Source organism: Carnobacterium gallinarum DSM 4847, assembly GCF_000744375.1.
In the GTDB taxonomy this organism is placed as follows: Bacteria; Bacillota; Bacilli; order Lactobacillales; family Carnobacteriaceae; genus Carnobacterium; species Carnobacterium gallinarum.
Map to the genome: position 1 here is coordinate 191,256 of NZ_JQLU01000003.1, position 24,803 is coordinate 216,058.

The following is a 24,803-nucleotide window of genomic DNA, read 5'->3' on the forward strand; positions in this document are numbered from 1 at the left end:
AAAATAAGTATCCGTAAAAAAAAACAAATTTTGCGAAAAAAATTAAAAAAATTTATCATTTAGCTTTAATAATTAAGCTGACAGACAGTTGTCAGTTTAGCTATGCTATTATAAAAATGTAATCAGCAAAGAAAGGAGGTCAACTATGGTAAGACCTACAACAAAAATAGATTTACTTACCGCAGCAAATGAACAATTTGCAAAATTATGGGAATTAATTGACAGTATGAGTCTAGAAATACAAGGGAAGCTTTTTGAATTCAGTCCAGAATTTTTATTAAAAAGAAAAGAAGCTCACTGGAAACGCGACAAAAACTTATGTGATGTACTTATTCATTTGTATGAATGGCATCAATTGTTACTAAATTGGGTCTTATCAAATCAAGAAGGATGTACCGTCCCATTCCTGCCTAAGCCTTATAATTGGAGAAACTATGGACAATTAAATCTTGAATTTTTAGAAAGACATCAAGAGACATCATTGAACGAAGCGAAAAAACTTCTTAAAGATAGCCATAAACACCTATTAACAATGATTGAATCTTTTACCAATGAAGAATTATTTGCAAAAAATAAAATTCCTTGGACTGGTACCTCTACGTTAGGAAGTTATTGCGTTTCTGCAACTTCCAGTCACTATGACTGGGCCATAAAAAAAACAAAACAGCATATTAAATCGCTAAAAAAATAGTTAAAAAAAAAGGACTTGCAATAATGCAAGCCCTTTTTCTTAATGATTCTAGAAAAACTTGGAACTACTACTTAAAGTAATGTCTCGTTAATTCTAATGCACTTTTTTCCATAATCAGTTTACCATATTCTCCCAGAACATCTGCAGTCACAGGTGTTTCTTCAGCAAATTCAAGAGCAATTGCGATTTCATCTTCAACGCTTGTTTCAGTCATCTCTTCTACAAAAAAGATTAATTGTAAGAAATACGAATCTTTATATAAGTATAGATTTGACACAGCATTGTCTAAATACATCATATTAGCTAATGAAATCATATCTTCAAATTGTCCTAACTTTAAAACAACTTCTGAAGTTAATAAGTCTGGGTCTTGTAAATAAGAGTCAATTTCATCAGGTTCAGTTGAACTATTTAAGATTTGCTTTTTAACAAATTCGGTAAAATCCTCTGGAGTTGAGTTTTCAGGCAAAGAAGATAAATCAAATTGCTCATTTAATCCGCCGCCTTTACTGATAAACAATTCCAAGCCATTGCCGTTGGGTAACACTTGAAACGTAATTGCATCAGATTCATGGAATTGCTCGTCAACATCTACTTCTTCAAGAATACTATAAAAGAAGGTCTCAATTTGTTTATGATTCCCTAGTAAATCTAAAAAAGTAATACCGCGTTCTTCCAAATCAGCATTTTCAATTAACACACGAATGGTATTTTCATTAATATGCTCCATTTCCATGATCTTACACCTCATTTCCTATTCTAGTCTTGAATAAACTAGAATCTCTATAAGACCATTTTAAAGCAAATAAGCAAAAAGTAAAGCTAAATGCAACAATTATTGAAATTCTTCTTAATTATTTTGCCATTATTGACATCCATTAAATATCTACTGCTATTTTAAATTAGACGGCTTATAAAATTAACACAATTCTGCCAATTAATTTTTATTTTTAATGAAGGCCAACATCTCATTGCTAAACATACTTTTATTGTCATTTTTTGAAGCAGCCGTTATTGCCTCAACATCAGCTGGTTCATGGGCCCAACTACCAGAATCTGCGGTTAAAAAGATTCCTAACTTTTCATCATCTTTATGAGTATCAATATATTCTAAAACCTTTACTGGTGGTTCGCTTGATTGAACCGTTGAAAAAATTAGCACTTTATCCCAATCTGCTAGTTTATTCGATAGAATCTCTTCAATAGGTTCAACTTGAACATAAATATTCTGACCCGAAAGTTCTTTTTTTAGTTCCGTTAAAACATTATTTTTGAATTCACGATCTTGAGTATAAATAACTACTTTTTGGCTGTTTTTCTTATCTTTGGCTTCTAAGTTGATTGTGTAACTTTTGATTTCTCCTTGAACTCGTTGCCAACGGTAAACACCTAGAAACCCACCTGCTCCCACTAAAATAACTACTAATATGATTAACGCAACTTTTACTTTTTTATTCATTTTATTTTCCTACTTTCTCTTTTATTCATGATTTTATTTTTATTCGTAACGCAACGCTTCAATTGGATCTAATTTTGCAGCCTTTCCAGCTGGGTACAAGGAGAAGATAATCCCCAAGATAACTGTAGCTACTATTGTAAATCCAATTGTTAACGGCGCTAATTGGATCACGTTTTTAATGCCGATTGCCGATTCAATCAAAGGATTGCCAACAAATTGAGTCAATAATGCTACACTAATTGAAATTAAATTAGATAACATCATAATATAAATTGCTTCCATTCTAAACAAACGCTTGATGTAGTTTTTTTTATAACCAATAGAACGTAAAATACCGATTTCTCTTGTTCGTTCAACAACACCAATATACAACACAACAGCAATCATGACTCCTGCAACAACTAATGAAAGTCCTGCAATAAAGGCTAACAAATAAACAATAATATCGGTAAATTGTTTAAAGGTATCTAAAAACGAAGAAGCATTGGTAATGGCATAATTTTCGTAATTCGCATCATCTTTGTATTTATCAATAAATTCTTTAGCCTCATCCGGTGAATCAGCAAAACCATCTACCGTATAAACAGGATTTTCATTACCTAACGCTATAACTGTTTCTTCAAAGGTTGTTGGAGATGCAATAAAACCTTGAACAAATCCTTCTTCGTCTGGGGAAATGATACCTCGAATCGTCGTTGTAACTTTGACTGGTTCAGACTCTATTCCTTTTTCACGACCTTGATAAACAAGTGTAATAGGCTTTCCAATTAATACTTTTGTATTGGCTGTTGTTAAATCAGTTGTTTTTAAATCTAGAATTTTCTTCGCTACCTCTGAAGGCAAAACAATCCCTTTCTCCTTTGGCGTAATAAATGCACCCGCGATTAAATAACCCTCTGAAACAGTATTGTTTTTATATCGTATCTCGGCTAAATTCCCTTCATCCATTTGTGTTGGAGCAATCTCTTCTAAGAGTTTATCTTCATACTGAAAACGAATTCCAGTAAGATGAGCACGTTCGTAAATTTCAGTGATTCCGGCTTTTTTATATAACTCTGTTAGATCTGAGATCTCGTCTTTACTTAATAACTCTGATGGTCGTGGTGGTCCACCACGTTCTGGATCTTGGTAGTAGGCTGTAATTTGATTAGGAGAATAGGCCGTTTGGAACATATCTGCTAAAACACCGTTAATTCCATTTCCAATCCCCAAAGCCAATAAAATAGCTGTAATACCAATTGATGTACCAAAAGCGACTAATAGGTTACGCATTTTTCGGCTAAAGAAACTCTTTCCGGCTAAAGCCATACTGACTAGAAATGGCAGCGCAACTGGCGATTTCTTCTCTGAATTTTCTTGACTGACTGTATTTCTTGTTTTTTCAGTGAAGACATCATCGCTTAAAATACGACCATCTTTAATTCGTAAAACCTTCGTGGCGTAAGAGATCAGCTCTTCATCATGAGTAACCACAATGACTAACGTTCCTTCTTCAGTTAATTTTTTCAATAAATGAATGATTGATTCTGCTGTAACTGAATCTAACGCTCCTGTTGGCTCATCTGCAATGATGACACTTGGATTATTGGCTAATGAACGGGCAATCGCTACCCGCTGTTTTTGACCACCTGAAAGTTGATTCGGAAATTTATCATAATGGCTACTTAAGCCGACTTTATCTAATAACTCTTTTGCTCGGTGCGTACAATCTGCTTTGCTTAATTCTCGATCTAAGTAGAGCGAACTTTTAACATTTTCTAAGATTGACAAATGCGCAATCAGATTAAAATTTTGAAACACGAATCCAACTTCATTTTTATGAAAATTATCACTATTTAACTCTTTTAAATTCGTTCCTTTGTATGAAACCGTACCTTCATAATCTGTATCTAATCCACTTAAAATATTAAGCAAGGTCGTCTTGCCACTGCCGCTGGCACCTAAAATCAAAGCAAAATCGCCTGCACTAAAATTTGTTGAAATATCATGCAAAACCATTTCTTTCCGTTTATCAATCATAAAAAATTTTGATACTTTATCTACTTGATACATAATCCAGCTCCTAACTTCCTGTTAAATTTGGTTTTTGCCTAAATAAATCCCAGCAATTCCGCTTGAAAGAACGAAATTTAAACTAAATGTACTTGGATAAAAAACTCCAGAATTAAGAACAAGTTGAAATTGACTGCTGTCTGGGAAATAACAACGAACGAGCCCATTTAATAATATAATTAAGACTATTCCAACAACCATTAAAAGTGTTTGAGGGAAATAATCAGTTTTCAATTTTTGAATCGTTGCTTTTAACAAAATCCCATAGCTGATAAAAGCCCCCATATAGACAGCCAGCTCACCACCCATTACTAAACCATCTAAAATCGATAATTCTAGCGTGAAAAGGTTAAAAAGGCTATTTAAGAGAAACACTCCTAAGACTTCTAGATAGGAAAGAATAAATTTACTAGCCAATCGCTGATATCCCTTCATGGAAACTGTGCTAGCTAATGTTTTATGTTGTTTATCCGTATCAAAAGAATTAATTTTCCACGTTAACACAATAGCTGTAATCACTGAAATTAAATAGGGCACTCGATCTCCTTGAAAATCAGGAATTAATAATTCAAGAATCCACTTAGCAAGATAACTAACGACGATAACTAGTAACCCACTGTAGAAATAGCGTTTATTTTTGTGATAGTAAAATTTAGTTAGTTGTAACATATGCTTCCTCCTCATAAATAGTTCGTAATGAATGACCGTATTCTTCACGCTCTGTTTCCAGATGATAAACCGTTGCTTTTTTTGCTCGATTTAGAACAAGAATGTCAGTAAACAAGTTATCCATTCCTTCAATAAAATTCGTTGAAAGAATAATAATTTTATTTTCGCCACTTTGCTGTAACAACATTTTTTTCAATTGATTTCGAGCAACATAATCCAGTGCTGAAAAAGGTTCATCTAGCACAATTAGCGGAGTTTCTTTTGCTAATTCACAGGCAATCTTTACTTTATCTTTGCTGCCTTTAGAAAGTTCCATCCATTTTTTATTTGGTGAAACATCCCAATCTAGCATCATTCTCAGTGCTTCTTTTGGCTGGAATTTTGGAAATAAAAGTCGATACTCTTGAAGGATGGCATGAATTGTTTGATACCCTTCAAATAAATGGTCTGTTGAGATGTAAGAAGTTTGTTCTCTAAATTCCGAATTTTTTTGTGAACAATTATTGAGTTGAATTTTACCTTCATCTATCGAACAATATCCAGTTAAGCACTCTAAAAATGTTGTTTTCCCAATACCATTTCGACCAAGAATACCTAATATTTGACCTTCAGTTAATTCAAATGAAATGTCCTGAAAAATATCTTCTTGATACTTCTTACTAAGGTGGCTGACTGTTAGCAGATTCATTAGACACTCTCCTTAATTTTTTTAATAATATACTGTTGTTCCTTCTGCGTTAAGTCAATTTTCTTTAATTGACTGATAAACTCTTCTAAGCAACGTTCAATTAACTCAAGCCGTAATGCTTGAATTCTTTCTACCTTAGTTGTCACGAATTTTCCAATTCCTCTCTGATTGACTAAAATTTCTGTTTGTTCTAAGACGCTGTACGCACGCTGAATCGTTGTTGGATTCACTTCTAATTCCTCTGCTAATTCTCTAACTGAAGGAACTTTTACATCACTCTTCCAACGTTCATTTACGATCCAGCTTTCAATTTGATGGATAATTTGTTGGTAAATTGGTTTACTTTCATCAAAATCCATAGGCATTCTCCTTTACGATTTCTTCGTGAGTGTACCACCGTTGTCACACACTCGCTTGATACCTTTATATTATCGAAATTCAGATTGCGAATTTATATCCTTGATATATTTTTCAGAAAAATAAGAACCGATTGTGTTATACTTTTCCTAAATGATTGATAGAAATGAGGAAAAAAATGGAGCTTTTTAAAAATAATCAGCAACTGATTACATACTTAAAGAACCGCATCCCCCAAGGAAATAACTGGAATGAAAAAAACTATGTCAAACAAGAAATTGTGATCGGCGAATATAAAAAAGCTGAAACTATTTATTTTCTACTAGAAGGAACAGCAACCGTTGAAATACTAAGTGATGATAAACAATATATCTCAGCATTTATTTTTGAGAATGATCTTTTCGGCATAGATAGTTTTTCCACGTTTAAGCAAAAATCCCATACTATTCGGATCATTAGCCCGACTGCAACGATTTTTAGCATAAAAAAAACCGCTCTACTGGCGGCACTCAATCACGATCCACATTATTATGAATTGATTCTGACAAACTTCGCCGATATCTTTCAACGACATTATGGCTATTTCGATTTTCTACATCTATCCCCTACAAATCGCGTTCACTATACATTGAACTACTTAAGTGATTATATTGGCATTATTAATCTACATAATGAATTAGAATTGCCAAAATTCATTACACAAGATATTCTTGCCAAATTTTGTCGAACTTCTCAATCTCGCATCTCCCTTTCTTTAAAGGAACTTTATCAGACTGGTTGGCTATTAAAAAAAACAATCCCCTTAACCATCAATCAAACAAACTGCTAACTTTTATGAAACTACCTTTAAAAAAGACTAAAAAAGTCCCCTTTAACAAAAATGTTAAAGGGGACTTTTAGAATTTTATGTTTTTTAGTAGCTAACTAGTAATTGTGCTTGTTGTAATTCTAAAGCACGAACTTCTCTTGGTAAGAAGCGACGAATTTCATCTTCATTATAGCCAACTTGTAATCTCTTTTCATCTAACATAATGGGACGACGTAATAAGCCAGGATTTTTTTGTACTAATTCAAATAGGTCTTGTAAGGGCATATCTTCAAGATCCACGTCTAATTCTTGGAATACTTTTGACCGGGTAGAGATAATCTCTTCTGTTCCATCTTCTGTCATTCTTAAAATTGCTTTGATTTCTGGAACGTTCAAAGGTTCTGAAAAAATATTTCTTTCTTTATAAGGGATGTTATGTTCTTCTAACCATGCTCGAGCTTTTCTACAAGAAGTACAACTAGGTGAAGTATATAATGTGACCATATTTTAATTCGCTCCTTTAGCTATTTATTTTCTGAAAGTTAAATTCAAACTAATTTACTTACTTAACTATATTAGTATTATAATCTATCCAAAAGAAAATATCTACCCTTTTCGACATATTTCTGTCACTTTTCAGACATTTATTATTAAAACATTTATAGGTCAATGATTTTTGTTCACATTTGATTAAAAAAAAGTGTATTTAAGCTCATATTTTTTTAAAAATGTGTATATTGATAATTATTACAAATAAATAATAATTATAATCTATTTGTATAAAACTAATTTTTAGTAAGTTCTATATTATATTATAGCATCTTTCTTTTTATTCCGATAGTCCTAGTTTATAAAATAAAAAAAGCGAAGAAAAATTGATTACTCAACTCTCTTCGCTTTAAATGATTATTTTTTATATTTTGCTGCTTTTTCTTGTAAGGCTGGAACATCTGCTTCAGCACAATAAACAAAATGACCCGGTGTAATCTCTCTTAGTTTTTCTTCTGCACCAGATTCAGGTCTTGGTTTGTACGGAATACGTACACGATTACGCTCATAATTAGGATCAGGAAGTGGTACAGCAGATAGCAAGCTTTCTGTATATGGATGTAGCGGATTGTTATAAACTTCATCCGCAGATGCCAATTCAACAAGTTTACCAAAGTACATTACGCCAATACGATCACTAATATATTTCACCATTGATAAATCATGGGCAATAAATAGATACGTTAACCCTTTTTCTTTTTGTAATTCCATCAATAAGTTAACTACTTGTGCTTGAATTGATACATCAAGAGCTGAAATTGGTTCATCACAAATGATAAATTTAGGCTGGACAGCTAACGCACGAGCAATCCCAATACGTTGACGTTGTCCACCTGAGAACTCATGTGGATAACGTGTTGAGTGATCTGGATTCAAACCAACTGTTTTTAATAAATCATCAACTTGCTTATTGCGATCTTCTGTTGAAGATGCTAAGCCGTGAATATCGATTCCTTCTGCAATAATGTCACGAACCTTCATTTTTGGATTCAGCGATGCATATGGATCTTGGAAAATCATTTGCATGTCGCGTCTAAAGCTCAACATGTCTTTTTTACCTTTAATATCATGAACTTCTTTGTCTTGGAAAATAATTTCTCCAGAAGTTGGATCGTATAAACGAATAATCGCACGGCCGGTTGTTGATTTTCCACAACCAGACTCACCAACTAATCCAAAAGTTTCTCCTTGAAAAACATCAAAGCTAATATCATTAACCGCTTGAACTTCATTTGTCTGTCCTACATTAAAGAACTGTTTTAAGCCCTTAACTTGTAGAATTTTTTCTTTTTTCTCTGTATTTATCTCAGCCATTTATAATTCAACCCCCTTACCAGCATCGGCATCCTCAATTGGTTCAAGAGTTACTTCTGAAACATGAGTAAACTCATCTTTTCTATATAACTCTTGGCGCGCACGAATTTCACCTGGTGGTGTTACAGCTGGCGCATCTGGATGAAGCAACCAAGTCGCTGCATAATGGGTATCAGAAACTTTGAAAAATGGTGGCTCTAACTCTGTATCAATCTTCATAGCAAATTCATTACGAGGTGCAAATGCATCTCCTTTTGGCGGATCCAATAAATCTGGAGGTGTTCCTGGAATTGCATATAATGATTTCCCTTTGATATCAAGAGTTGGCATTGAGCTGATTAATCCCCAAGTATAAGGATGTTGTGGATTATAGAAAATCTCATCAACTGTTCCAACTTCGACAATTTTCCCAGCATACATAACCGCTACACGATCGGCTACGTTTGCTACAACTCCTAAATCATGAGTGATAAAGATAATAGATGTTGCAATTTTCTTTTGTAATTGTTTCATTAAATCTAAGATTTGAGCTTGGATTGTTACATCCAATGCTGTTGTTGGTTCATCAGCAATCAATACTTCTGGATTACAGGCTAATGCGATGGCAATAACAATCCGTTGACGCTGCCCACCTGAAAATTGATGAGGATATTGTTTCAATCGTTTTTCAGGGTCCGGTAAACCAACTAATTTTAATAATTCTAACGCTCTTTCTAAAGCTTCTTTTTTACCTAATTTTTGATGTTTAATAATTGGTTCAGCAATTTGTTTACCAATTGTCATGGTTGGGTTTAAAGACGTCATTGGATCTTGGAAAATCATCGCAATTTCTTTTCCACGAATTCCTTGCATCTCTTTTTCAGACTTTTTGATAATGTCTTTCCCATTAAATAAAATTTCGCCTTTTTCAATATTGGCATTTTTAGCCAATAAACGCATAATACTACGACTTGTTACTGATTTTCCAGAACCGGATTCGCCAACAATTGCCAACGTTTCCCCTTTTTTCAAATCAAAACTGACACCACGAATTGCTTTTACTTTTCCAGCAAAGGTGTCAAACGTAATGGTTAAATCTTTAACTTCTAATATATTACTCATTCGTATCTACCTCGCTAATCTTTCATTTTTGGATCAAATGCATCGCGTAAACCATCAGCTAATAAGTTGAAGGAAATCATTAAAATACACATAACTGCCGCTGGATACCACATTAGATGCGGTAAGAAACGGAAAGTTTTATATCCATCACTTAATAACGTACCTAGTGAAGCTTGTGGAGCTGGAATCCCAATACCAATGAAACTTAAGAAAGCTTCAAAGAAAATCGCTGCTGGAATAGTAAACATTGTGTTGATAATGATTACACCAGAAAGATTCGGGATTAAATGTTTCACCGCAATTTTAAAGTTAGACTCGCCTAAAGTTTTGGCTGCTAAAATATATTCTTGATTTTTAAGTTTTAGTGTTTGAGCCCGAACAACCCTGGCCATTGTAATCCAGCCTGTAATTGCCATCGCTAAAACGATTGACATAATACCTGGTTGTAAAACTAATAACATCAGAATCAAGACAACAATATTTGGAATCCCTGAGATTACTTCGAGAATACGCTGCATGACATTATCAATACGACCGCCATTCATTCCAGAAATCAACCCATAAGATACTCCAATTGTTAAATCGAAAAAGGCTGCTATAAAAGCAATCATTAATGAAACTCGTGTTCCAGCTAAAATACGTGATAATAAATCACGACCTAAGCCATCTGTTCCAAAATAGTAATTTACATTATCTGGAACATTTTTTTGTTTGTATTTATCAACACGTTTATCTGTGTTTCCTACTTTACTTGTACCGTTTAATCCATTAATATTGATTCCTGGAATTCGTGGAGGCAAGTTTGCATAGGCTACTGTTTGTTTATTTGGATTTTGGGGTGAAATTACTGGTGCTGCTATACTTAAACCAATCATAAGAATTAGAATAAATAAACTTACAACAGCTGCTTTATTTTTCTTTAATCGACGCCAAGAGTCTTGGAAAAAGTTCAGTGATGGCGCAACGATTTTTTCTTTATCACTTGTATCAGAATCCTTCGCAGGTTCAAACATGCTAGGAGACAAATTTTTCATTTCTTCATTTAAGCTAGTTTCTTGATTGCTCATTAATTGCTCCCTCCCGCTACACGAATTCTTGGATCAATAATTCCGTATAAGATATCAACTAATAATATAATTCCTACAAGCATTGCAGAATATAACATTGTTACACCCATGATTGTTGGATAATCATTGGTCATAATCGATTTTACAAATTGTTCTCCAATTCCGGGAATTGAGAAAATATTTTCAATTACTAATGATCCTGTCATTAAACCAACTGCCATTGGTCCTAATAATGTTACTAAAGGAATTAGAGCGTTACGAACACCGTGTTTAAAGGAAACAACCCAACGAGCTAATCCTTTAGCACGTGCTAATTCAATATAGTCACTACTTAATACTTCCACCATTTCAGTCCGAATAAATCTGGCTGAATCAGCTAGTGGCGATATGCTTAAAGCGATGGTTGGCAGCACTGAAGATAGAAAGCCGTCCTTCCACATAGCAATTGGGAACCATTTTAAGTAAACCCCAAAAATTAATTGTAATAATACCGCAAAAACAAAGTTAGGAATGGAACGTCCTAAAATAGCTGCAAATGTTGCAGATGTATCAATCCATGTATTTTGGTTCATTGCTGCGACTACTCCTAGAACAATCCCCAATATGGTTCCTAAAACAACTGCCTGCACCCCTAGCTGGAGCGATGGACCTACTCTTGCAGAAAGCAAGGTTGTTACAGGTGTATTATTGAATTGGAAAGATGTTCCTAAGTCACCTTTGAATAGTCCTGTTATATAAACCCAATATTGTTCAATTACTGGTTTATTTAATCCGTACTTTTCATTCATTATCATTATTTGCTCTTGTGAAAGTTTTTCCTGGTTACTGTATGGCGTACCTGGCAAAAGCTTCAGTAAAAAAAATGTAATCGATGCTATTAGTAAAAGCGTGATTAGCATGAAAAAGACTCGCTTTCCCAAAAACTTAGCATAGTTTTTCATCGATTCAAGCACCTCCATGTTAAATTTTAATCATTTTCTTAAAAATGAATATACTATATAGAATAGCTCGTTAAGAGCAATAATGCAAAAGTTTTTTACTAATTCTTAAATATTTTTTTACAAATATTAAAAAACAGCCATAAATTATTCAAAAAAAGCCTTGTCAAACTCATATTATTCTCATTATTAAAGATATCATTGTAATTCAATTTTATTTAAGGTAAATTAAATTTAGTTTGTTTAACCTATTGAAAGGAGATATATAACATGAAATACTCAAAAAAAATAACCCTTCTAATTGGATTGCCACTTTTATTCACTTTATTATGGCAACTTGTTCAGTTTCAAAAAGTAACCTTCCTAGAAACATCAAATCTTTGTTTTCTATTTGCTGGTATTTTATTGATTATTGGTCTTTTCTGGTACACCCTGTCTTCTGGAGTTTTCGATTTTTTTAATTTTAGTATGAAAAAAAGTGCTCATATCATTAAAGGTGGTTCTGAAAAACTAGAAGTTAAGCCACTTTCTAAATCTGTTGGAACTGGTTACAAAACTGTTTTGCTGGCAGGAACAATTCTATTAGGTATCAGTATCCTTTCTCTAGTAGGCTTTTATCTCTAAAATTTTTTTACGTATACTAAATACAGATTCTACTATATACTAGACAGTAGAAAATATTTCTGAATTCATTTAAAAGGAGTTTTTACCATGGAAACTATTTTTTCCGGCATTCAGCCTAGTGGCACACCAACAATTGGAAACTATATTGGTGCCATGAAACAATTTATCGCTTTGCAAGAAGAATACAATTGCTATTATTGTATTGTTGATGAACATGCAATTACGGTTCCACAAGATCGCTTAAAATTAAGAAAACAAACAAAGAGTTTAGCTGCACTTTATTTAGCAGTCGGGTTAAACCCAGAAAAATCAACTATTTTTATTCAATCTGAGGTACCTGCTCACACTCAAGCAGCATGGATTGTTCAATGTAACATACCTTTAGGTGAATTAGAACGGATGACTCAATTTAAAGATAAATCTTCTAAATCTGGTCGTACTAGTGTCAGTGCTGGTCTGTTAACTTATCCACCTCTAATGGTAGCTGACATCATTTTGTACCAAAGTAATCTTGTTCCTGTTGGGGAAGATCAAAAACAACATTTAGAGCTAACAAGAGATTTTGTAGACCGCTTTAATAATAAATACAGTAACGGAGAGCCAATCCTGACTTTACCTGAAGTTAAAATACCTAAATTTGGTGGTAGAATTATGAGTCTTCAAGAACCTACTAAAAAGATGAGTAAATCAGACACTAATCAAAAAGGATTTATCTCTATGCTAGATGAACCTACTGTTATTCGCAAAAAACTAAAAAGCGCAGTCACTGATTCAAGTGGTGTAATTGAGTATGATGTTGAGAATAAACCGGGAATCTCTAATTTATTAACTATTTTCTCTTCTTTTTCTGGAGAATCAATTGAAAACCTTGTTGCTCGTTATGCTGGAGCTGGTTATGGAACCTTTAAAGACGAACTAGCAGATGCTGTCATTGCTGTGATGGAACCCATTCAAGAGCGTTACAACGATTTGTTAACATCTGATGAATTAACCACTATTTTAGATAATGGTGCATTAGCTGCAAATACAGTAGCTAACAAAACTCTAAGAAAAATGAAAAATGCCGTTGGTCTAGGCCGAAAATAAGCAAAAAACTAAGTTAGAATGAGAGATGACGACTCATTCTAGCTTAGTTTTTTTTAATAAATTAAATTTAATAAATCTTCTTTTTCAATATTGCCAAAATATTTTTTTATATCGATTTGATTTAATCTCTCATTAATTTCTCCACGATCATATTTTGTGCCTTCAAGAATTTTTTCAACATCCGAAATTTCACCTAATCCAAAGAAATCACCAAAAATGCGAACTTCTTTTAAATGACCTTTTTCAACATTCATTTTAAATTCAATTGATCCAATTGGAAAACGTTGTCGACGATTTAATTCAAATTTTGGCGATTTTCCATAATTCCAATCCCAATTTCCATAATATTCATTGGAAATTTCATGAATTTTATTCCAATCATCCTGCGTTAAATGATACTCTTTCACTTCATCACGTTTTTCCACACCAAAAATACTTAATAATAATTGATTTCTAAATTCTTTTGTTGAAATATATTGGTAATCATCACTTAAATAGGGTTTAATGTTCGTTACACGGCTTCTAATTGATTTAATACCCTTCGATTCAATCTTGTCTTTACGTACTTTTAGCGCTCCTACAACGGCTTCTATATCACTATCAAACATAATAGTCCCATGAGCAAACATTCGGCCACTTGTTGCATACATCGCATTCCCAGAAAACTTTTTGTCATCAATAACTAAGTCATTCCGACCTTTTAATTCGGCTCCTTCTACACCCATTTTGTGTAAAGAAGCGATTACTGGTTCAGTGAACTTTGCAAAGTCACGGAAAGAATTGCCATCATCTGGCATAATAAAACTAAAGGATAAATTGCCAAAGTCATGATAAACGGCTCCGCCACCTGACAAGCGGCGAACCACATGAATATGATTTTTTTCAACATACTCTGTATTAATTTCTTCAATGGTATTTTGATTACGACCAATAATAATAGAAGGTTCATTAATATAAAATAGTAAAATTGGTTCATCTAACGTAAGGTTTTTCAATAAGAACGTTTCAATTGCAAGATTAATTCGTGGGTCTGTAATTTCATCGTTATTTACAAAATACATACTAGCATCCTCTTTTCATTCATTTATAATTCAATGGTTAAATCCTTTTTTGCAAGAACAATGTCAACATCAGGAGCATGATTGATAGCCTGTGCTTTTAGTAACTCCAAATCACCTGTTTGTGGCAAATGAGTTAAGACTAATTTTTTAACGCCAGCTTTGGTCGCAATTCTTCCAACTTCAACAGCAGTCATATGAACTCGATGATTTTCCATTCCTTCAAAAAAGTTCGTATCTGCCAATAGAACGTCCGCATTCTGACTAAATGGAATGAATTCAGGTAAAAATCCAGAATCTGCGGTGTATACGACTACTTTTCCTGTTTTTATTTCTTCAATACGCATAGCAAAACATGGTACCGGATGTAAGGTACGCATAAAAGTAATTTCAAAAGGACCTATGGCTACCTTATCCTCTTCCTTGTAAGCAACTCCTTCACTAACTAAATCCATCGTCAGCGCTTTAAACCCTTCTGGATTCTCAGTATGTGCGTGGATAGGCAATAATGGTGCTCTGTCTTCTCCATTATTTTTACGCTTTAATTGACGCATAAATTGTAACACTCCCACGTCAGCAATATGGTCATGATGATAATGGGATAAAATCAAGGCATCTAGCTCTAGTGGGTCAAGATGATTTTCTAAGGCAATCAAAGATGCACTTCCTGCATCTACTAATAAATGAAATCCCTCTGATTCAATTAAATACGAACTTGTTCCTTCATTATTGATTGGATAGCCACCCCAATAACCTAAAATTGTTACTTTCATCTCAATAGACACTCCTCTCATAATTCCTCTCTTTTACCATACACTACTCTTTCAAAAATGAAAATAAAAAAGCCTATCCTCCATTAGAATAAGTACTTTTTTATTGTTCTCATTTCATTTCTTTACGGTCTAAATACAATTTTGTATTTTCATATACTCAACAACAGCTTTTGAAACACGATTCGCTTCTTCAACACATTGGTTAATACCAAATCCACCAAAACCATTTCCAGCAATATAAATACCTGGATAGTCTTTTCTTAGCGATTGCATTACCTCTTGTTTAAGATTCTCATGGTTAACTGTATATTGGGGAATTGCATTTGGCCAACGAGCTATTTTCATATAATTAGGAGCCACTTCAACTCCTAATATTTGTTTTAGATCTTTTAAAATATGCTCTTCAATCTCCATATTGCTTAAAGAAACAATTGAATCTTCACCACGGCGACCAAAATTAGCTCCAATTAAAATTTCATCATCTGATTGTTTTAAACTAGGCCATTTCTTGTCTAAAAATACAACCGATGTCACATGAGAATCATTTCTTCTAGGAGTCACAAAACCAAAGCCCTTTGGTTCTTTTTTTATCGCTCCCTTAGGAAAGCTAAATAAAATAAAGCCAATTGAAGCCGTCACTGTTTGATTTAAGAAATTACTTAATTCTTTTGATTTAAATAAACGACTATATTCAGTTAAAGGTGTTGCAACAATAATTGCTCCTACTCGAATTTGTTCTTTGTGATTAACATCAATAATATAGGTAGATTCATTATTTTCTTTAATGTCAAAAACTTTTTTTCCATATTGAATATGAGATTCTAAAGATTCTGCGAGTTTTTTAGGTAATACTTCTAAACCTTCTTTAAAGGTAATATAGTTTCCATCACCGTCGAAATATTCTGGATGTTTAGCTAAGCCTTTTGAAAACCGTCGATGTTTTCGCTCTACGTCAAAAACAAATTCCTTCGAGCTTCTCACACCCATCTCATCTAAATCACCTGCGTATATTTTAGAAAAGAAAGGTTCAATAACATGCTCAACTTGTTCTTCACCAAGTCTACGTTTTAAAAAGTCACTTAAAGGAATATCATTTTCAATCCAATCTAGTTTAGGCATAAACATATCTTTATAATTTGCCAGTTTTCCATTAAAAGTTAAAATATCATTTTTCCAAATGTCATTTGGGTAAATAGGAATTCCTTTGTAAGTTGGATAGTTTAATTGATGAAGCTCATTGTAAAAATAAACATCCGGCTTATCTCCAGAACTGTATATCAGCTGATTTTTTAAACCAAGTTCTGTTATTAATGATAGGGCTTCTGAAAAACGCACATCAATTGATTCTGCTCCTACGTCAATGAAACGGTTCTCTATTTGCAAACTTCGGATTTTTCCGCCAACTCTACTTGAGCCTTCTAATAAAATCAACTCAAATGGCAGGTTCTCGTTTTTTATTTGTTCATTTATTCGATATGCGGCAGTTAGTCCTGTGATTCCTCCACCGATGATAGCAATTCGTTTTTTGGCTCTTTCCATTAAGCGCCACTCTCCTCTACCAATCTTTCAAAACTGTCCTCTTTATTTTACTTGTTCTTTCAAAAAAAAGAAACCTATTTTAGTTTTTTATACTTGTTTTTATTAATATAAAATAGCTATATTATATTAATAAAAATAATTTTATTAGATTGTTTAATTAAAAAAGCTATTTTTTCTTCATTACAGGATTCCGTTTTCATTTAATTTGTTATTTTTTAAATTAAAACTTAATTTTAATACACTTCTCTTATAATAAAGTGTATACTAGGGTGAACTGACTTTTTACGAACTATTTTTGAGCCCTAATGATTCAAAAAAAGAAAGCTATTCCCTCTTTTTATTCTTCTTTCAAAAATGAATCTAGTACTCTTAACTTTTAATACAAGGAGGATGTTTTATGAGTTTATATGTATATACCACAACAGGTACTCGCCCTTATTTAACTAATTATTTGAAAGAAAAGCATGTGCTTCACAATTTTACACTTATGCAAAAAACAAATGCATCTGATATTTATTTATTACTAGATGAAACAGATGCTGCTTCTGTTTTCAATGCGCCCTTCGGTTATGAGAATCGCTTTCAATATGGCGAAAAACCTCATGATGGAGTAGCGGTTTTTGAACATATTGGCTTAGCACCTGAAAATGAGAAGAGCTTTTTACTACAATTTGAAAAAATTAAAACTGGATTAGAGGAACAACCAGGATTAGCAGCACTTTACTTATTACGCTCTGAGAAAAAGACTGCCTATGTTGTTTTGACTTTTTGGACGTCTGATATTTATTTCAATAAATGGACAAAGTCAGAGCAGTTCAAGCCTCTTATTCCATATATTACAGATCATCAAACACGTTCATCTGATATCACTTATGCTGATACATTTCAATTGCGTTAAATAAAAAATGATTTACTCCTTTCAATCTCGGAGTAAATCGTTTTTTTATTATTTTTTTGTCGCTTGATAAAATTCCGTAATGGACACTAATCGGTAAGGGATTACCCATAATAATGGAACCAGAAAAATCCCTAACAGACTCCAACCAATAAAAGAAATCTGAAGTAAAAATAAATTCCACCAGTTTCCTTTTAATAAGGCCAAACTAGATTTTACTAAATCACGAAAAGAGAGCCTAGAATCCTCTAATCTCATTAAAACGATAATCTGAAAGAAACCATCCACTAATAATCCTATTCCAGCAATAATTAGTACAAATAAAATCGTCAAAAATGCTAAGGCACTAAAACCACCCACTCCAGCGAGTTCAAAAACTGAGTTAATTGTTATACCACCACTTGAAAGAAAAATACTTGAAAGAATACTAGCCCCTAAAATCCCCATAAATGGCAACGCAAGAATTAAACTTAAAATTATAGTCACTAATTGTTCCATAATATTAATTAACAATAAAGGAAGATACCGACCTTCATTAAACCCACTAAAAATCATTTTCAAGGAAATATCTTGACCTCGACTAACTAATAAACTAGCATAAAATAACCCATAATTAAAAGCAAAGGTTAAAAATAAACTGGAAAGCAACATTATCCAAGGATAATCTTTCCCCAGAAAAACATCAAATACTACATTAATCCCTTTACTTAAAAGAACTGAAATCAGTACTAGTAAAGCAAAGACTCCCCATCGACCTCTTAATTTTTCTCTGGCAGCCAAACGATAATCACTAATTTTCATCCTTATCCTGCCTCCTAATTCTTGTTTTAACTAAATTTAATTTTTTTAACAGTTTCTTTGTCTAATCGTTTTACAACTTCTGTTACTAATTTGACTGTATTTAAATAATCATCTTCATGAATAACTGAAGTATGAGAATGCAAATAGCGTGTAGCAACTGTTATTGCTAATGCAGGCATACCATTACGAGTAACATGTTGACTTCCCGCATCTGTTCCACCACCAGCAATTACGGTATATTGGAAAGGAATTTCTAATTCTTCTGCTACACTTACAACAAAATCACGTAAGGCTTTATGAGCCACCATTGATGCATCATAAATAATAATTTGCGGCCCATTGCCTAATTTAGAATCTGCTTCTTTAGGAGTCATTCCTGGCGTATCTCCTGCTGTTCCAGTATCTAATGCAAAGGCAATATCTGGGTCCACTAAGTAGGTTGCTGTTTTAGCACCTCTAAGTCCTACTTCTTCTTGTGCATTAGCAGCTCCAAAAGCAATATTCGGATGACCACTTGCTTTTAAATTCTCTAAAACACGCAAGGTTACAGCCATCCCAATCCGATTATCCCAAGCTTTCGCTAAAAGGAATTTCGATTCGTTTAAGCGTTTAAATTCAATATAAGGGGTTACCATATCGCCAGGTTTCACACCCCATTCTAGTGCTTCAGCTTGACTAGTAGCACCAATGTCAATAAACATATCTTGGATATCATAGGCTTTATTACGTACTTCAGCTGTTAAAACATGAGGTGGTTTACATCCAATAACACCATGAATGACTTTATTTTTACTTGTTGTAATTTCAACTTGTTGTGCAAGCATCACTTGTGCCCACCAGCCTCCAAGTGTTTGGAACTTAATAAATCCTTCTGGAGTAATGGCTGTCACCATGAATCCGACTTCATCTAGATGTCCGGCGAATAGCACTTTTGGTCCTTCTTTGTCACCAACTTGCTTAGCAATGACACTTCCTAGTCCATCGTAAAAAATCTTATCGGCATTTTTTTCAGCATATTTTACGAATACCTCACGAACTTGACCTTCATTTCCTGGTACACCTTTAGCATCTGTTAATTTTTTTAACAACTCTAATTCTTTTGCTTCCATTTAAATCGTTCCCCCTAAGTTATTATGCTATTTTAATTCGTTGCATTCATTCTATGATTAATAGACAATAATAATTATAGCATTTTTCATAGTCTTTTTACATTTCTCAAGTATGAATAATTCATTAATTTTTTCTATATATATATATCGTGTTGGTAAGTAGAACGCTCGCCAATACTTCTTAGGCCTACCTGTTTGTCTGTTCATAAAAAACTGACAAAATAGTTAGCCTTGATTTGTTTTTTGAGTTTTTTAGCACAACATGTCCGCCGTTTGCTTTACTTTCTCCATTTAGCAAAATTGATAAAAACTTATCCGTAGTTAGTTTCAGAAAAACACCTATTTCATGAGACAACTCCTCAATAGACATAGAACTCTTAATAAACAATTTACACTATAAATCTTCCAAATTACTTCACTTCTTTATTTAAATCGAATCCTCAAATTGTTATCGACTAGATTGCACACCACTATCACCTAATTCTTTTTTAGTAAAGTACTTATTTCATCGAATTGCTGTTGGCTTAACTCTTGAGGTATCTTCAAGTTTTCAGTCCACTAACTTTCTCACTACCACCAACCGTCTTACTCCCGCTTCCCACAGCCAATCGATAGGACGCATAACTAAAATCTAAACTTGTAATTCTGCTTCCGTCGACCATGTATAGACGTCCTCCACAACTTGCGAACTGGACACAACTCCACCCAGAAATCTAGAATAACGATCCCCAGTTTCAAGATTCATTCCATTCCGAAAATCAGCTTTCACTTTTTTATCCCATTCGTCCAATGAGATAAATTCAAACATCGTCAGATCTAAATAGTATCCTGAACCGCATCAGCAATTTGTTTAGCGGTCTCTTGTGCTAGCTGAACTTTTTCTTGCGCTTCTTGATTTCCCACAATCGTTGTTTGCCTGTCTGTTTCTATCGTTGAAATCTGTTTTAGATTATTGGCGGCATTTTTTAATCCGGTTGCTTTTTGGGGTGCTTTGGTTAAATCACTTTTTATTTTCAACACAAATCTCCCTTTTTTATAATTACAGTTAATTAAAATTCCAGCATATATCCTCTACAATAAATACAAAAAATTACAACGTTATTTCAATATATATATAATTTATTTAGTTAACACTCTTCTTAAAAGTAAATAAGCTAGGCAGAATACTTGATAAGTTTACGCAGAATTCTGCCTAGCTGTCTTTATTTTTGTTATATTTAATTTGTCAATTAAGCTATACCTTTGTTTCTCGTTTGCGTAACTCAAGAATACTTCTAACGATGTTGTGGAGGGATAAACACCAATATCATAGTTATCAAACAGATCACTTATGGCTGTCGAAATTTTGGTAACTTTCGTACAAAAATCTATCTCATTCAAGGGACATTTCTAGCACAATAAAAAAAGTAGGTGAGAAAATAAATTTTCTCACCTACTTCGTTATTTTTTATTTAATTTTATTGTTTTGTTACATAAGCCCATTTGTATGAATACTCTGGACCAACTAATTGACGTACCATATCTTTAATATATGGTTTTTGTAGTACAGCGTTATAGCGTTGGTACATTGGACCAATTCCAGCTGTTTTCATCAAGATTTTTTCTGCTTCTAACATTTGTTCCCAACGTTTTTCTGGGTTTGCCAAACTTGTTGTTCCAATTTCTTTTAATAGTTTGTCATATTCAGCATTTGAATAATTTGAACGATTGTTACTGTTGTCTGTTCCAAACAGCTCTAAATAGTTAATTGGATCTGGATAGTCAGCACTCCAACCTGCAACTTGTATATCATAGTCCATTTCGTTATTTAATTGAACACGAACTTTAAATGGTACATTTTTTAGGTTAATTTTTAAGCCTGATAAGTTTTCTTCTAACTGATTTTGCATAAATTCTAATGAACGTTTTGCATTTTCAGTATCATCTGAAAGCATTTCTAAAGTAATTTTATCTGTTCCCAGTTCTTTTAAGCCTTTTTTCCATAATTTTGCTGCTTCTTTTTGATTGTATTTTAATAAAGTCCCATTTTCTTCACGGAAGTCTTCGTTATTTTTAGGATCTTTAGCTAATCCTGATGGAATGAATCCATCAGCTGGTATCGAACCATTTTGCAATACTGTATCTGAGTAAGCTTGCTTATCGAACGCCATTGAAAGAGCTTTGCGGATATTTTCATTGGCTAACGGCGTATCTTTCCCATCACGTTTTTGATTGTATTTTAAATAGAAAACAGAAGCCGTTGGAATGTTAATTAAATCAGGATCTCCATCACGGGTTTGAACATATTCACCAGCTAATTTCATTTGGTCAATATCGCCAGAATCGTATAAATTCAAGGCTGTTCCTGTTTCTTTAATAACGTCTACATTGATACGGTCAAGTTTTACAGCTTTCTTATCCCAATAAGTGTCATTCTTTTTATATGCCCAGCTTAAACCAGTGCCATCCCAGTCTGTTAATTGGAAAGGACCATTGTAAACTAAGTTATCGCTATTTTTAGCATAGCTTTCGCCTTTTTCAGTTACATATTTTTCATTTTGAGGCATATACATTGTTAAGCTTAATAAATCCTTAAAGTAAGGGATATCTGCTGCTAATTTTACTTCTAATGTGTTTGCATCAATCGCTTTTACGCCTAAATCAGTAGGAGCTTTTTCACCTGCTGCAATTTCTGTTGCATTTTCAATAACGCCAGACATCATATAAGAATATTGTGCTGCTGTTGTTGGATTAATGACACGTTGCCAAGCAAATACAAAATCATTTGCTGTAACCGCATCGCCATTTGACCATTTTGCATCTTTACGGATTTTAAAGGTATAGGTTAACCCATCTTCACTAACTTTTGGTTCTTCCGCAGCCATAGCTAAAGCATTTTCACCTTTTAAATCTTTACGATATAAACCTTCAAAAACATTGTTCATCACAATTGAACCGACTGCGTCTGTATTTAAGACTGAATCCATTGTTGGAATTTCAGCAGTTTCAATCAAGTTTATTTCTTGTTTATCTGCTAACTCACTATTTGTATCTTTGCCACTTTCATTTTTAGATGTATCTTCTTTACTACCACCACATGCTGTTAATACGACTGTTGAAAGTAAAGCAATACTAGCTAAACCAATTAATTTACTTTTTTTCAAATCTAACTCCTCCTAATTTGATCATTTTTGAAATAACTACATCATAAGTAAGTTATCCGCATTGAAAGAACTTTTTTAATAACTACTATATAGTCTATCTATTCTAACAGCCTAAATTTTATCATTGAATTCTAAACCTAGCAATTTGAATTATTGAATTTCTAATCAGCATCTCATATCCAATGCCAAAATTTAATGAAATTCTTTTTTTCTAATAAAATAACATAATAGTGGTAAATAAAAACAAACTAATTTTATAAAAATATGACAAAATAAAAAACCTAAGTAAAAGTCTAATGACTTTCACTTAGGTTTATAATGATTATTTTTCAGTTACATAAGCCCATTTGTACGAATAATCTGCTCCCACTAAGTGAGCACCGATATCTTTAACATAAGGTTTTTGTAAAACTGTCAAGTAACGTTGATAGATTGGTGCAATTCCAGCAGTATCCATTAGAAGTTTTTCTGCGTCACGCATTTGACCCCAACGTTTTTCTGGATCAGCTAAACTTGTTGTAGAAATTTGTTTCAATAAATCGTCGTATTTTTCATTAGAATAGCCAGATTTATTGTTTCCATTAGTTGTACCAAATAATTCTAAGAAGTTAATTGGGTCAGCATAATCTGCGCCCCAACCAGATAATTGAATATCATAATTTTGCTTATCATTATCGTTAATACGCACTTTAAATGGTACATTTTTTAATTTAAGCGATAAGCCAGGAAGGTTTTCTTCTAATTGACCTTGCATAAATTCAGATGAGCGTTTTGCATTTTCAGTATCATCAGAAAGCAATTCTAAGTCTAATTTATCAACGCCTAATTCTTTCAAACCTTTTTTCCAGTAATCTTGAGCTTTTTTAGCATCAAATTTTAATAAATCGCCATTTTCTTCACGGAAATCTTTATCATTCTTAGGATCTTTTGCTAATCCTTCTGGTACTAATCCACCTGATGGGATTGAACCATTTTGTAAAACAGTATCTGCATAGGCTTGTTTATCATAAGCCATAGCGATAGCTTTACGGATATTTTCATTCGTTAATGGTGTATCTTTCCCATCACGTTTTTGGTTGAATTTGAAATAGAAACTATATGATGTCGGTAATTTTTTAATATCTGGATCATCTTGACGTGTTTGTACATACTCACCAGATAATCCTATGCGATCAATTTGGCCATTATCATACAAGTTTAATGCTGTTGAAACTTCTTTTACCACATCAACATTGATTTTATCTAATTTTACGCTTTTCTTATCCCAATAAGTGTCGTTCTTTTCATATTTCCAAGATAAACCAGTTCCATCCCAAGAAGTTAATTTAAATGGTCCATTATAAATAATTGTATCACTATTTGAAGCAAATTTATCTCCTTGTTCTGTTACATACTTTTCATTTTGTGGATAAAACATTGATAATGACAATAATCCTTTAAAGTAAGGTACTGCTTTTTCTAATTTAACCTCTAGTGTTTTATCATCAATCGCTTTAACACCTAATGTATCAGGTTGTTTTTCACCGGCAGTAATTTCTCTTGCATTTTCAATAACACCTGCCATCATATAGCTATATGGCGCTGCTGTTGCAGGATCCACTAAACGTCTCCAAGAAAAAACAAAGTCCTTTGCTGTTACAGGATCACCATTAGACCAATTTGCATCCTCACGAATTTTAAATGTATAGGTTAATTTATCATCACTAACTTTAGGTTCTTCAGAAGCCATACCTAAAACAGAGTCATTTTTTAAATCTTGACGGTAAAGACCTTCAAATACGTTATTCATAACAATTGAACTAGTAGCATCTGTATTCATGACACTATTCATTGTTGGAATTTCAGCACCTTCAATTAGATTTAAAACCTGTTCTTTCGCCATGTTTCCTGATTCGCTACTTGATGTTGATTTTGAAGCTGAATCATCTTTTGTAGAACTAGTTCCCCCACCACAAGCAGCTAGAACTATTGCTGAAGCAAAAGTAATTCCTGCAATACTAAATAATTTCCCTTTTTTCATCTTCATTCCTCCAACTTCATACCTTTTAAAAGGTTAACTTTTTTTCCAAACTTTTAAGTAGC

General features: G+C 33.2%; 25 protein-coding genes. 5 read left to right on the forward strand and 20 right to left on the reverse strand.

Annotated features, from left to right (window positions below):
* Window positions 1-145: 145 nt before the first annotated feature.
* Entirely contained in the window at window positions 146-691 is a 546-nt protein-coding gene (locus BR43_RS01865; protein ID WP_034558880.1) for a ClbS/DfsB family four-helix bundle protein, read from the forward strand.
* Between the two features lie 67 nt (window positions 692-758).
* Here the strand turns inward: BR43_RS01865 and BR43_RS01870 are convergent, their stop codons facing one another.
* The 6 genes from BR43_RS01870 to BR43_RS01895 form a co-directional block, all read right to left on the reverse strand.
* A complete protein-coding gene (locus BR43_RS01870; protein ID WP_034558883.1) occupies window positions 759-1,427 on the reverse strand; it encodes an adaptor protein MecA in 669 nt (222 codons plus the stop codon).
* A 201-nt stretch (window positions 1,428-1,628) separates the two neighbouring features.
* Window positions 1,629-2,150, reverse strand: a complete 522-nt coding sequence (locus BR43_RS01875) for a hypothetical protein (RefSeq protein ID WP_034558885.1) — start codon at window positions 2,148-2,150, stop codon at window positions 1,629-1,631.
* A gap of 39 nt (window positions 2,151-2,189) precedes the next feature.
* Window positions 2,190-4,202, reverse strand: coding sequence for an ABC transporter ATP-binding protein/permease (locus tag BR43_RS01880; RefSeq protein WP_034558887.1), 2,013 nt, complete (start codon window positions 4,200-4,202; stop codon window positions 2,190-2,192).
* A gap of 21 nt (window positions 4,203-4,223) precedes the next feature.
* Window positions 4,224-4,871, reverse strand: a complete 648-nt coding sequence (locus BR43_RS01885; RefSeq protein ID WP_034558889.1) for a hypothetical protein — start codon at window positions 4,869-4,871, stop codon at window positions 4,224-4,226.
* Window positions 4,855-5,559 (reverse strand): ATP-binding cassette domain-containing protein, encoded by a 705-nt coding sequence (locus tag BR43_RS01890; RefSeq protein ID WP_034558891.1) that lies wholly within the window; start codon window positions 5,557-5,559, stop codon window positions 4,855-4,857. Before BR43_RS01890 ends, BR43_RS01885 begins: the two co-directional genes overlap by 17 nt.
* Window positions 5,559-5,918, reverse strand: a complete 360-nt coding sequence (locus BR43_RS01895) for a GntR family transcriptional regulator (RefSeq protein ID WP_034558893.1) — start codon at window positions 5,916-5,918, stop codon at window positions 5,559-5,561. Before BR43_RS01895 ends, BR43_RS01890 begins: the two co-directional genes overlap by 1 nt.
* Window positions 5,919-6,094: 176 nt before the next feature.
* On the opposite strand from BR43_RS01895, the gene BR43_RS01900 reads away from it, so the two are divergent.
* Window positions 6,095-6,745 (forward strand): Crp/Fnr family transcriptional regulator, encoded by a 651-nt coding sequence (locus BR43_RS01900; protein WP_034558895.1) that lies wholly within the window; start codon window positions 6,095-6,097, stop codon window positions 6,743-6,745.
* 84 nt (window positions 6,746-6,829) lie between these two features.
* On the opposite strand, the gene spxA is transcribed toward BR43_RS01900, so the two are convergent.
* The 5 genes from spxA to opp3b form a co-directional block, all read right to left on the reverse strand.
* Complete coding sequence (spxA, locus tag BR43_RS01905; protein WP_034558897.1) at window positions 6,830-7,228, reverse strand: transcriptional regulator SpxA; 399 nt, start codon at window positions 7,226-7,228, stop codon at window positions 6,830-6,832.
* Between the two features lie 402 nt (window positions 7,229-7,630).
* On the reverse strand, window positions 7,631-8,587 hold the full coding sequence (locus BR43_RS01910) for an ABC transporter ATP-binding protein (protein ID WP_034558899.1): 957 nt from the start codon (window positions 8,585-8,587) through the stop codon (window positions 7,631-7,633).
* A complete protein-coding gene (locus BR43_RS01915) occupies window positions 8,588-9,688 on the reverse strand; it encodes an ABC transporter ATP-binding protein (RefSeq protein ID WP_034558901.1) in 1,101 nt (366 codons plus the stop codon).
* A gap of 14 nt (window positions 9,689-9,702) precedes the next feature.
* Window positions 9,703-10,755, reverse strand: a complete 1,053-nt coding sequence (opp3C, locus tag BR43_RS01920; RefSeq protein ID WP_034558903.1) for an oligopeptide ABC transporter permease — start codon at window positions 10,753-10,755, stop codon at window positions 9,703-9,705.
* Window positions 10,755-11,696, reverse strand: coding sequence for an oligopeptide ABC transporter permease (gene opp3b / locus BR43_RS01925; RefSeq protein ID WP_034558909.1), 942 nt, complete (start codon window positions 11,694-11,696; stop codon window positions 10,755-10,757). Before opp3b ends, opp3C begins: the two co-directional genes overlap by 1 nt.
* Before the next feature lie 267 nt (window positions 11,697-11,963).
* On the opposite strand from opp3b, the gene BR43_RS01930 reads away from it, so the two are divergent.
* Together BR43_RS01930 and trpS are read left to right on the forward strand one after the other, a co-directional pair.
* Window positions 11,964-12,317 (forward strand): DUF3899 domain-containing protein, encoded by a 354-nt coding sequence (locus BR43_RS01930; RefSeq protein WP_034558912.1) that lies wholly within the window; start codon window positions 11,964-11,966, stop codon window positions 12,315-12,317.
* An 87-nt stretch (window positions 12,318-12,404) separates the two neighbouring features.
* The gene (gene trpS, locus BR43_RS01935; protein WP_034558915.1) at window positions 12,405-13,403 is read left to right on the forward strand and encodes a tryptophan--tRNA ligase; all 999 of its coding nucleotides are present in this window, start codon (window positions 12,405-12,407) and stop codon (window positions 13,401-13,403) included.
* Window positions 13,404-13,456: 53 nt separating this feature from the next.
* Here trpS and lplA read toward each other — a convergent pair whose 3' ends face one another.
* The 3 genes from lplA to hemG all read right to left on the reverse strand — a co-directional run bounded on the left by lplA (window position 13,457) and on the right by hemG (window position 16,773).
* Window positions 13,457-14,464 carry a lipoate--protein ligase gene (gene lplA, locus BR43_RS01940; RefSeq protein ID WP_034558918.1) on the reverse strand — a complete coding sequence of 336 codons (1,008 nt, stop codon included), beginning with the start codon at window positions 14,462-14,464 and terminating at the stop codon, window positions 13,457-13,459.
* Between the two features lie 23 nt (window positions 14,465-14,487).
* Entirely contained in the window at window positions 14,488-15,234 is a 747-nt protein-coding gene (locus tag BR43_RS01945; protein ID WP_034558921.1) for an MBL fold metallo-hydrolase, read from the reverse strand.
* Between the two features lie 129 nt (window positions 15,235-15,363).
* On the reverse strand, window positions 15,364-16,773 hold the full coding sequence (hemG, locus tag BR43_RS01950) for a protoporphyrinogen oxidase (protein WP_034558923.1): 1,410 nt from the start codon (window positions 16,771-16,773) through the stop codon (window positions 15,364-15,366).
* A gap of 397 nt (window positions 16,774-17,170) precedes the next feature.
* Here hemG and BR43_RS01955 point away from each other — a divergent pair, with 397 nt between their 5' ends.
* Window positions 17,171-17,671 (forward strand): antibiotic biosynthesis monooxygenase family protein, encoded by a 501-nt coding sequence (locus BR43_RS01955; RefSeq protein WP_034558927.1) that lies wholly within the window; start codon window positions 17,171-17,173, stop codon window positions 17,669-17,671.
* Window positions 17,672-17,719: 48 nt separating this feature from the next.
* Here the strand turns inward: BR43_RS01955 and BR43_RS01960 are convergent, their stop codons facing one another.
* The 6 genes from BR43_RS01960 to BR43_RS01980 form a co-directional block, all read right to left on the reverse strand.
* Window positions 17,720-18,469 carry a DUF975 family protein gene (locus tag BR43_RS01960; RefSeq protein WP_034558930.1) on the reverse strand — a complete coding sequence of 250 codons (750 nt, stop codon included), beginning with the start codon at window positions 18,467-18,469 and terminating at the stop codon, window positions 17,720-17,722.
* A 26-nt stretch (window positions 18,470-18,495) separates the two neighbouring features.
* A complete protein-coding gene (locus BR43_RS01965) occupies window positions 18,496-19,578 on the reverse strand; it encodes a M42 family metallopeptidase (protein ID WP_034558934.1) in 1,083 nt (360 codons plus the stop codon).
* A 631-nt stretch (window positions 19,579-20,209) separates the two neighbouring features.
* Complete coding sequence (locus tag BR43_RS19785; RefSeq protein WP_157463903.1) at window positions 20,210-20,386, reverse strand: hypothetical protein; 177 nt, start codon at window positions 20,384-20,386, stop codon at window positions 20,210-20,212.
* A gap of 8 nt (window positions 20,387-20,394) precedes the next feature.
* The gene (locus BR43_RS01970; RefSeq protein WP_051933776.1) at window positions 20,395-20,595 is read right to left on the reverse strand and encodes a TIGR04197 family type VII secretion effector; all 201 of its coding nucleotides are present in this window, start codon (window positions 20,593-20,595) and stop codon (window positions 20,395-20,397) included.
* Between the two features lie 440 nt (window positions 20,596-21,035).
* Window positions 21,036-22,721 carry a peptide ABC transporter substrate-binding protein gene (locus tag BR43_RS01975; RefSeq protein ID WP_034558937.1) on the reverse strand — a complete coding sequence of 562 codons (1,686 nt, stop codon included), beginning with the start codon at window positions 22,719-22,721 and terminating at the stop codon, window positions 21,036-21,038.
* Window positions 22,722-23,043: 322 nt separating this feature from the next.
* Entirely contained in the window at window positions 23,044-24,741 is a 1,698-nt protein-coding gene (locus tag BR43_RS01980) for a peptide ABC transporter substrate-binding protein (protein ID WP_034558938.1), read from the reverse strand.
* Between the last annotated feature and the right edge of the window lie 62 nt (window positions 24,742-24,803).

What these genes read in the sequence shown, in the direction of transcription:
- hemG (WP_034558923.1), bottom strand. Translation starts at nt 16,773, where the DNA reads ATGGAAAGAGCCAAAAAACGAATTGCTATCATCGGTGGAGGAATCACA.
- BR43_RS01900 (WP_034558895.1), top strand. Translation starts at nt 6,095, where the DNA reads ATGGAGCTTTTTAAAAATAATCAGCAACTGATTACATACTTAAAGAAC.
- BR43_RS19785 (WP_157463903.1), bottom strand. Translation starts at nt 20,386, where the DNA reads ATGTTTGAATTTATCTCATTGGACGAATGGGATAAAAAAGTGAAAGCT.
- spxA (WP_034558897.1), bottom strand. Translation starts at nt 7,228, where the DNA reads ATGGTCACATTATATACTTCACCTAGTTGTACTTCTTGTAGAAAAGCT.
- opp3b (WP_034558909.1), bottom strand. Translation starts at nt 11,696, where the DNA reads ATGAAAAACTATGCTAAGTTTTTGGGAAAGCGAGTCTTTTTCATGCTA.
- BR43_RS01895 (WP_034558893.1), bottom strand. Translation starts at nt 5,918, where the DNA reads ATGGATTTTGATGAAAGTAAACCAATTTACCAACAAATTATCCATCAA.
- trpS (WP_034558915.1), top strand. Translation starts at nt 12,405, where the DNA reads ATGGAAACTATTTTTTCCGGCATTCAGCCTAGTGGCACACCAACAATT.
- BR43_RS01910 (WP_034558899.1), bottom strand. Translation starts at nt 8,587, where the DNA reads ATGGCTGAGATAAATACAGAGAAAAAAGAAAAAATTCTACAAGTTAAG.
- BR43_RS01875 (WP_034558885.1), bottom strand. Translation starts at nt 2,150, where the DNA reads ATGAATAAAAAAGTAAAAGTTGCGTTAATCATATTAGTAGTTATTTTA.
- BR43_RS01890 (WP_034558891.1), bottom strand. Translation starts at nt 5,559, where the DNA reads ATGAATCTGCTAACAGTCAGCCACCTTAGTAAGAAGTATCAAGAAGAT.
- lplA (WP_034558918.1), bottom strand. Translation starts at nt 14,464, where the DNA reads ATGTATTTTGTAAATAACGATGAAATTACAGACCCACGAATTAATCTT.
- BR43_RS01870 (WP_034558883.1), bottom strand. Translation starts at nt 1,427, where the DNA reads ATGGAAATGGAGCATATTAATGAAAATACCATTCGTGTGTTAATTGAA.
- BR43_RS01945 (WP_034558921.1), bottom strand. Translation starts at nt 15,234, where the DNA reads ATGAAAGTAACAATTTTAGGTTATTGGGGTGGCTATCCAATCAATAAT.
- BR43_RS01865 (WP_034558880.1), top strand. Translation starts at nt 146, where the DNA reads ATGGTAAGACCTACAACAAAAATAGATTTACTTACCGCAGCAAATGAA.
- BR43_RS01965 (WP_034558934.1), bottom strand. Translation starts at nt 19,578, where the DNA reads ATGGAAGCAAAAGAATTAGAGTTGTTAAAAAAATTAACAGATGCTAAA.
- BR43_RS01955 (WP_034558927.1), top strand. Translation starts at nt 17,171, where the DNA reads ATGAGTTTATATGTATATACCACAACAGGTACTCGCCCTTATTTAACT.
- BR43_RS01960 (WP_034558930.1), bottom strand. Translation starts at nt 18,469, where the DNA reads ATGAAAATTAGTGATTATCGTTTGGCTGCCAGAGAAAAATTAAGAGGT.
- opp3C (WP_034558903.1), bottom strand. Translation starts at nt 10,755, where the DNA reads ATGAGCAATCAAGAAACTAGCTTAAATGAAGAAATGAAAAATTTGTCT.
- BR43_RS01885 (WP_034558889.1), bottom strand. Translation starts at nt 4,871, where the DNA reads ATGTTACAACTAACTAAATTTTACTATCACAAAAATAAACGCTATTTC.
- BR43_RS01880 (WP_034558887.1), bottom strand. Translation starts at nt 4,202, where the DNA reads ATGTATCAAGTAGATAAAGTATCAAAATTTTTTATGATTGATAAACGG.
- BR43_RS01915 (WP_034558901.1), bottom strand. Translation starts at nt 9,688, where the DNA reads ATGAGTAATATATTAGAAGTTAAAGATTTAACCATTACGTTTGACACC.
- BR43_RS01980 (WP_034558938.1), bottom strand. Translation starts at nt 24,741, where the DNA reads ATGAAAAAAGGGAAATTATTTAGTATTGCAGGAATTACTTTTGCTTCA.
- BR43_RS01930 (WP_034558912.1), top strand. Translation starts at nt 11,964, where the DNA reads ATGAAATACTCAAAAAAAATAACCCTTCTAATTGGATTGCCACTTTTA.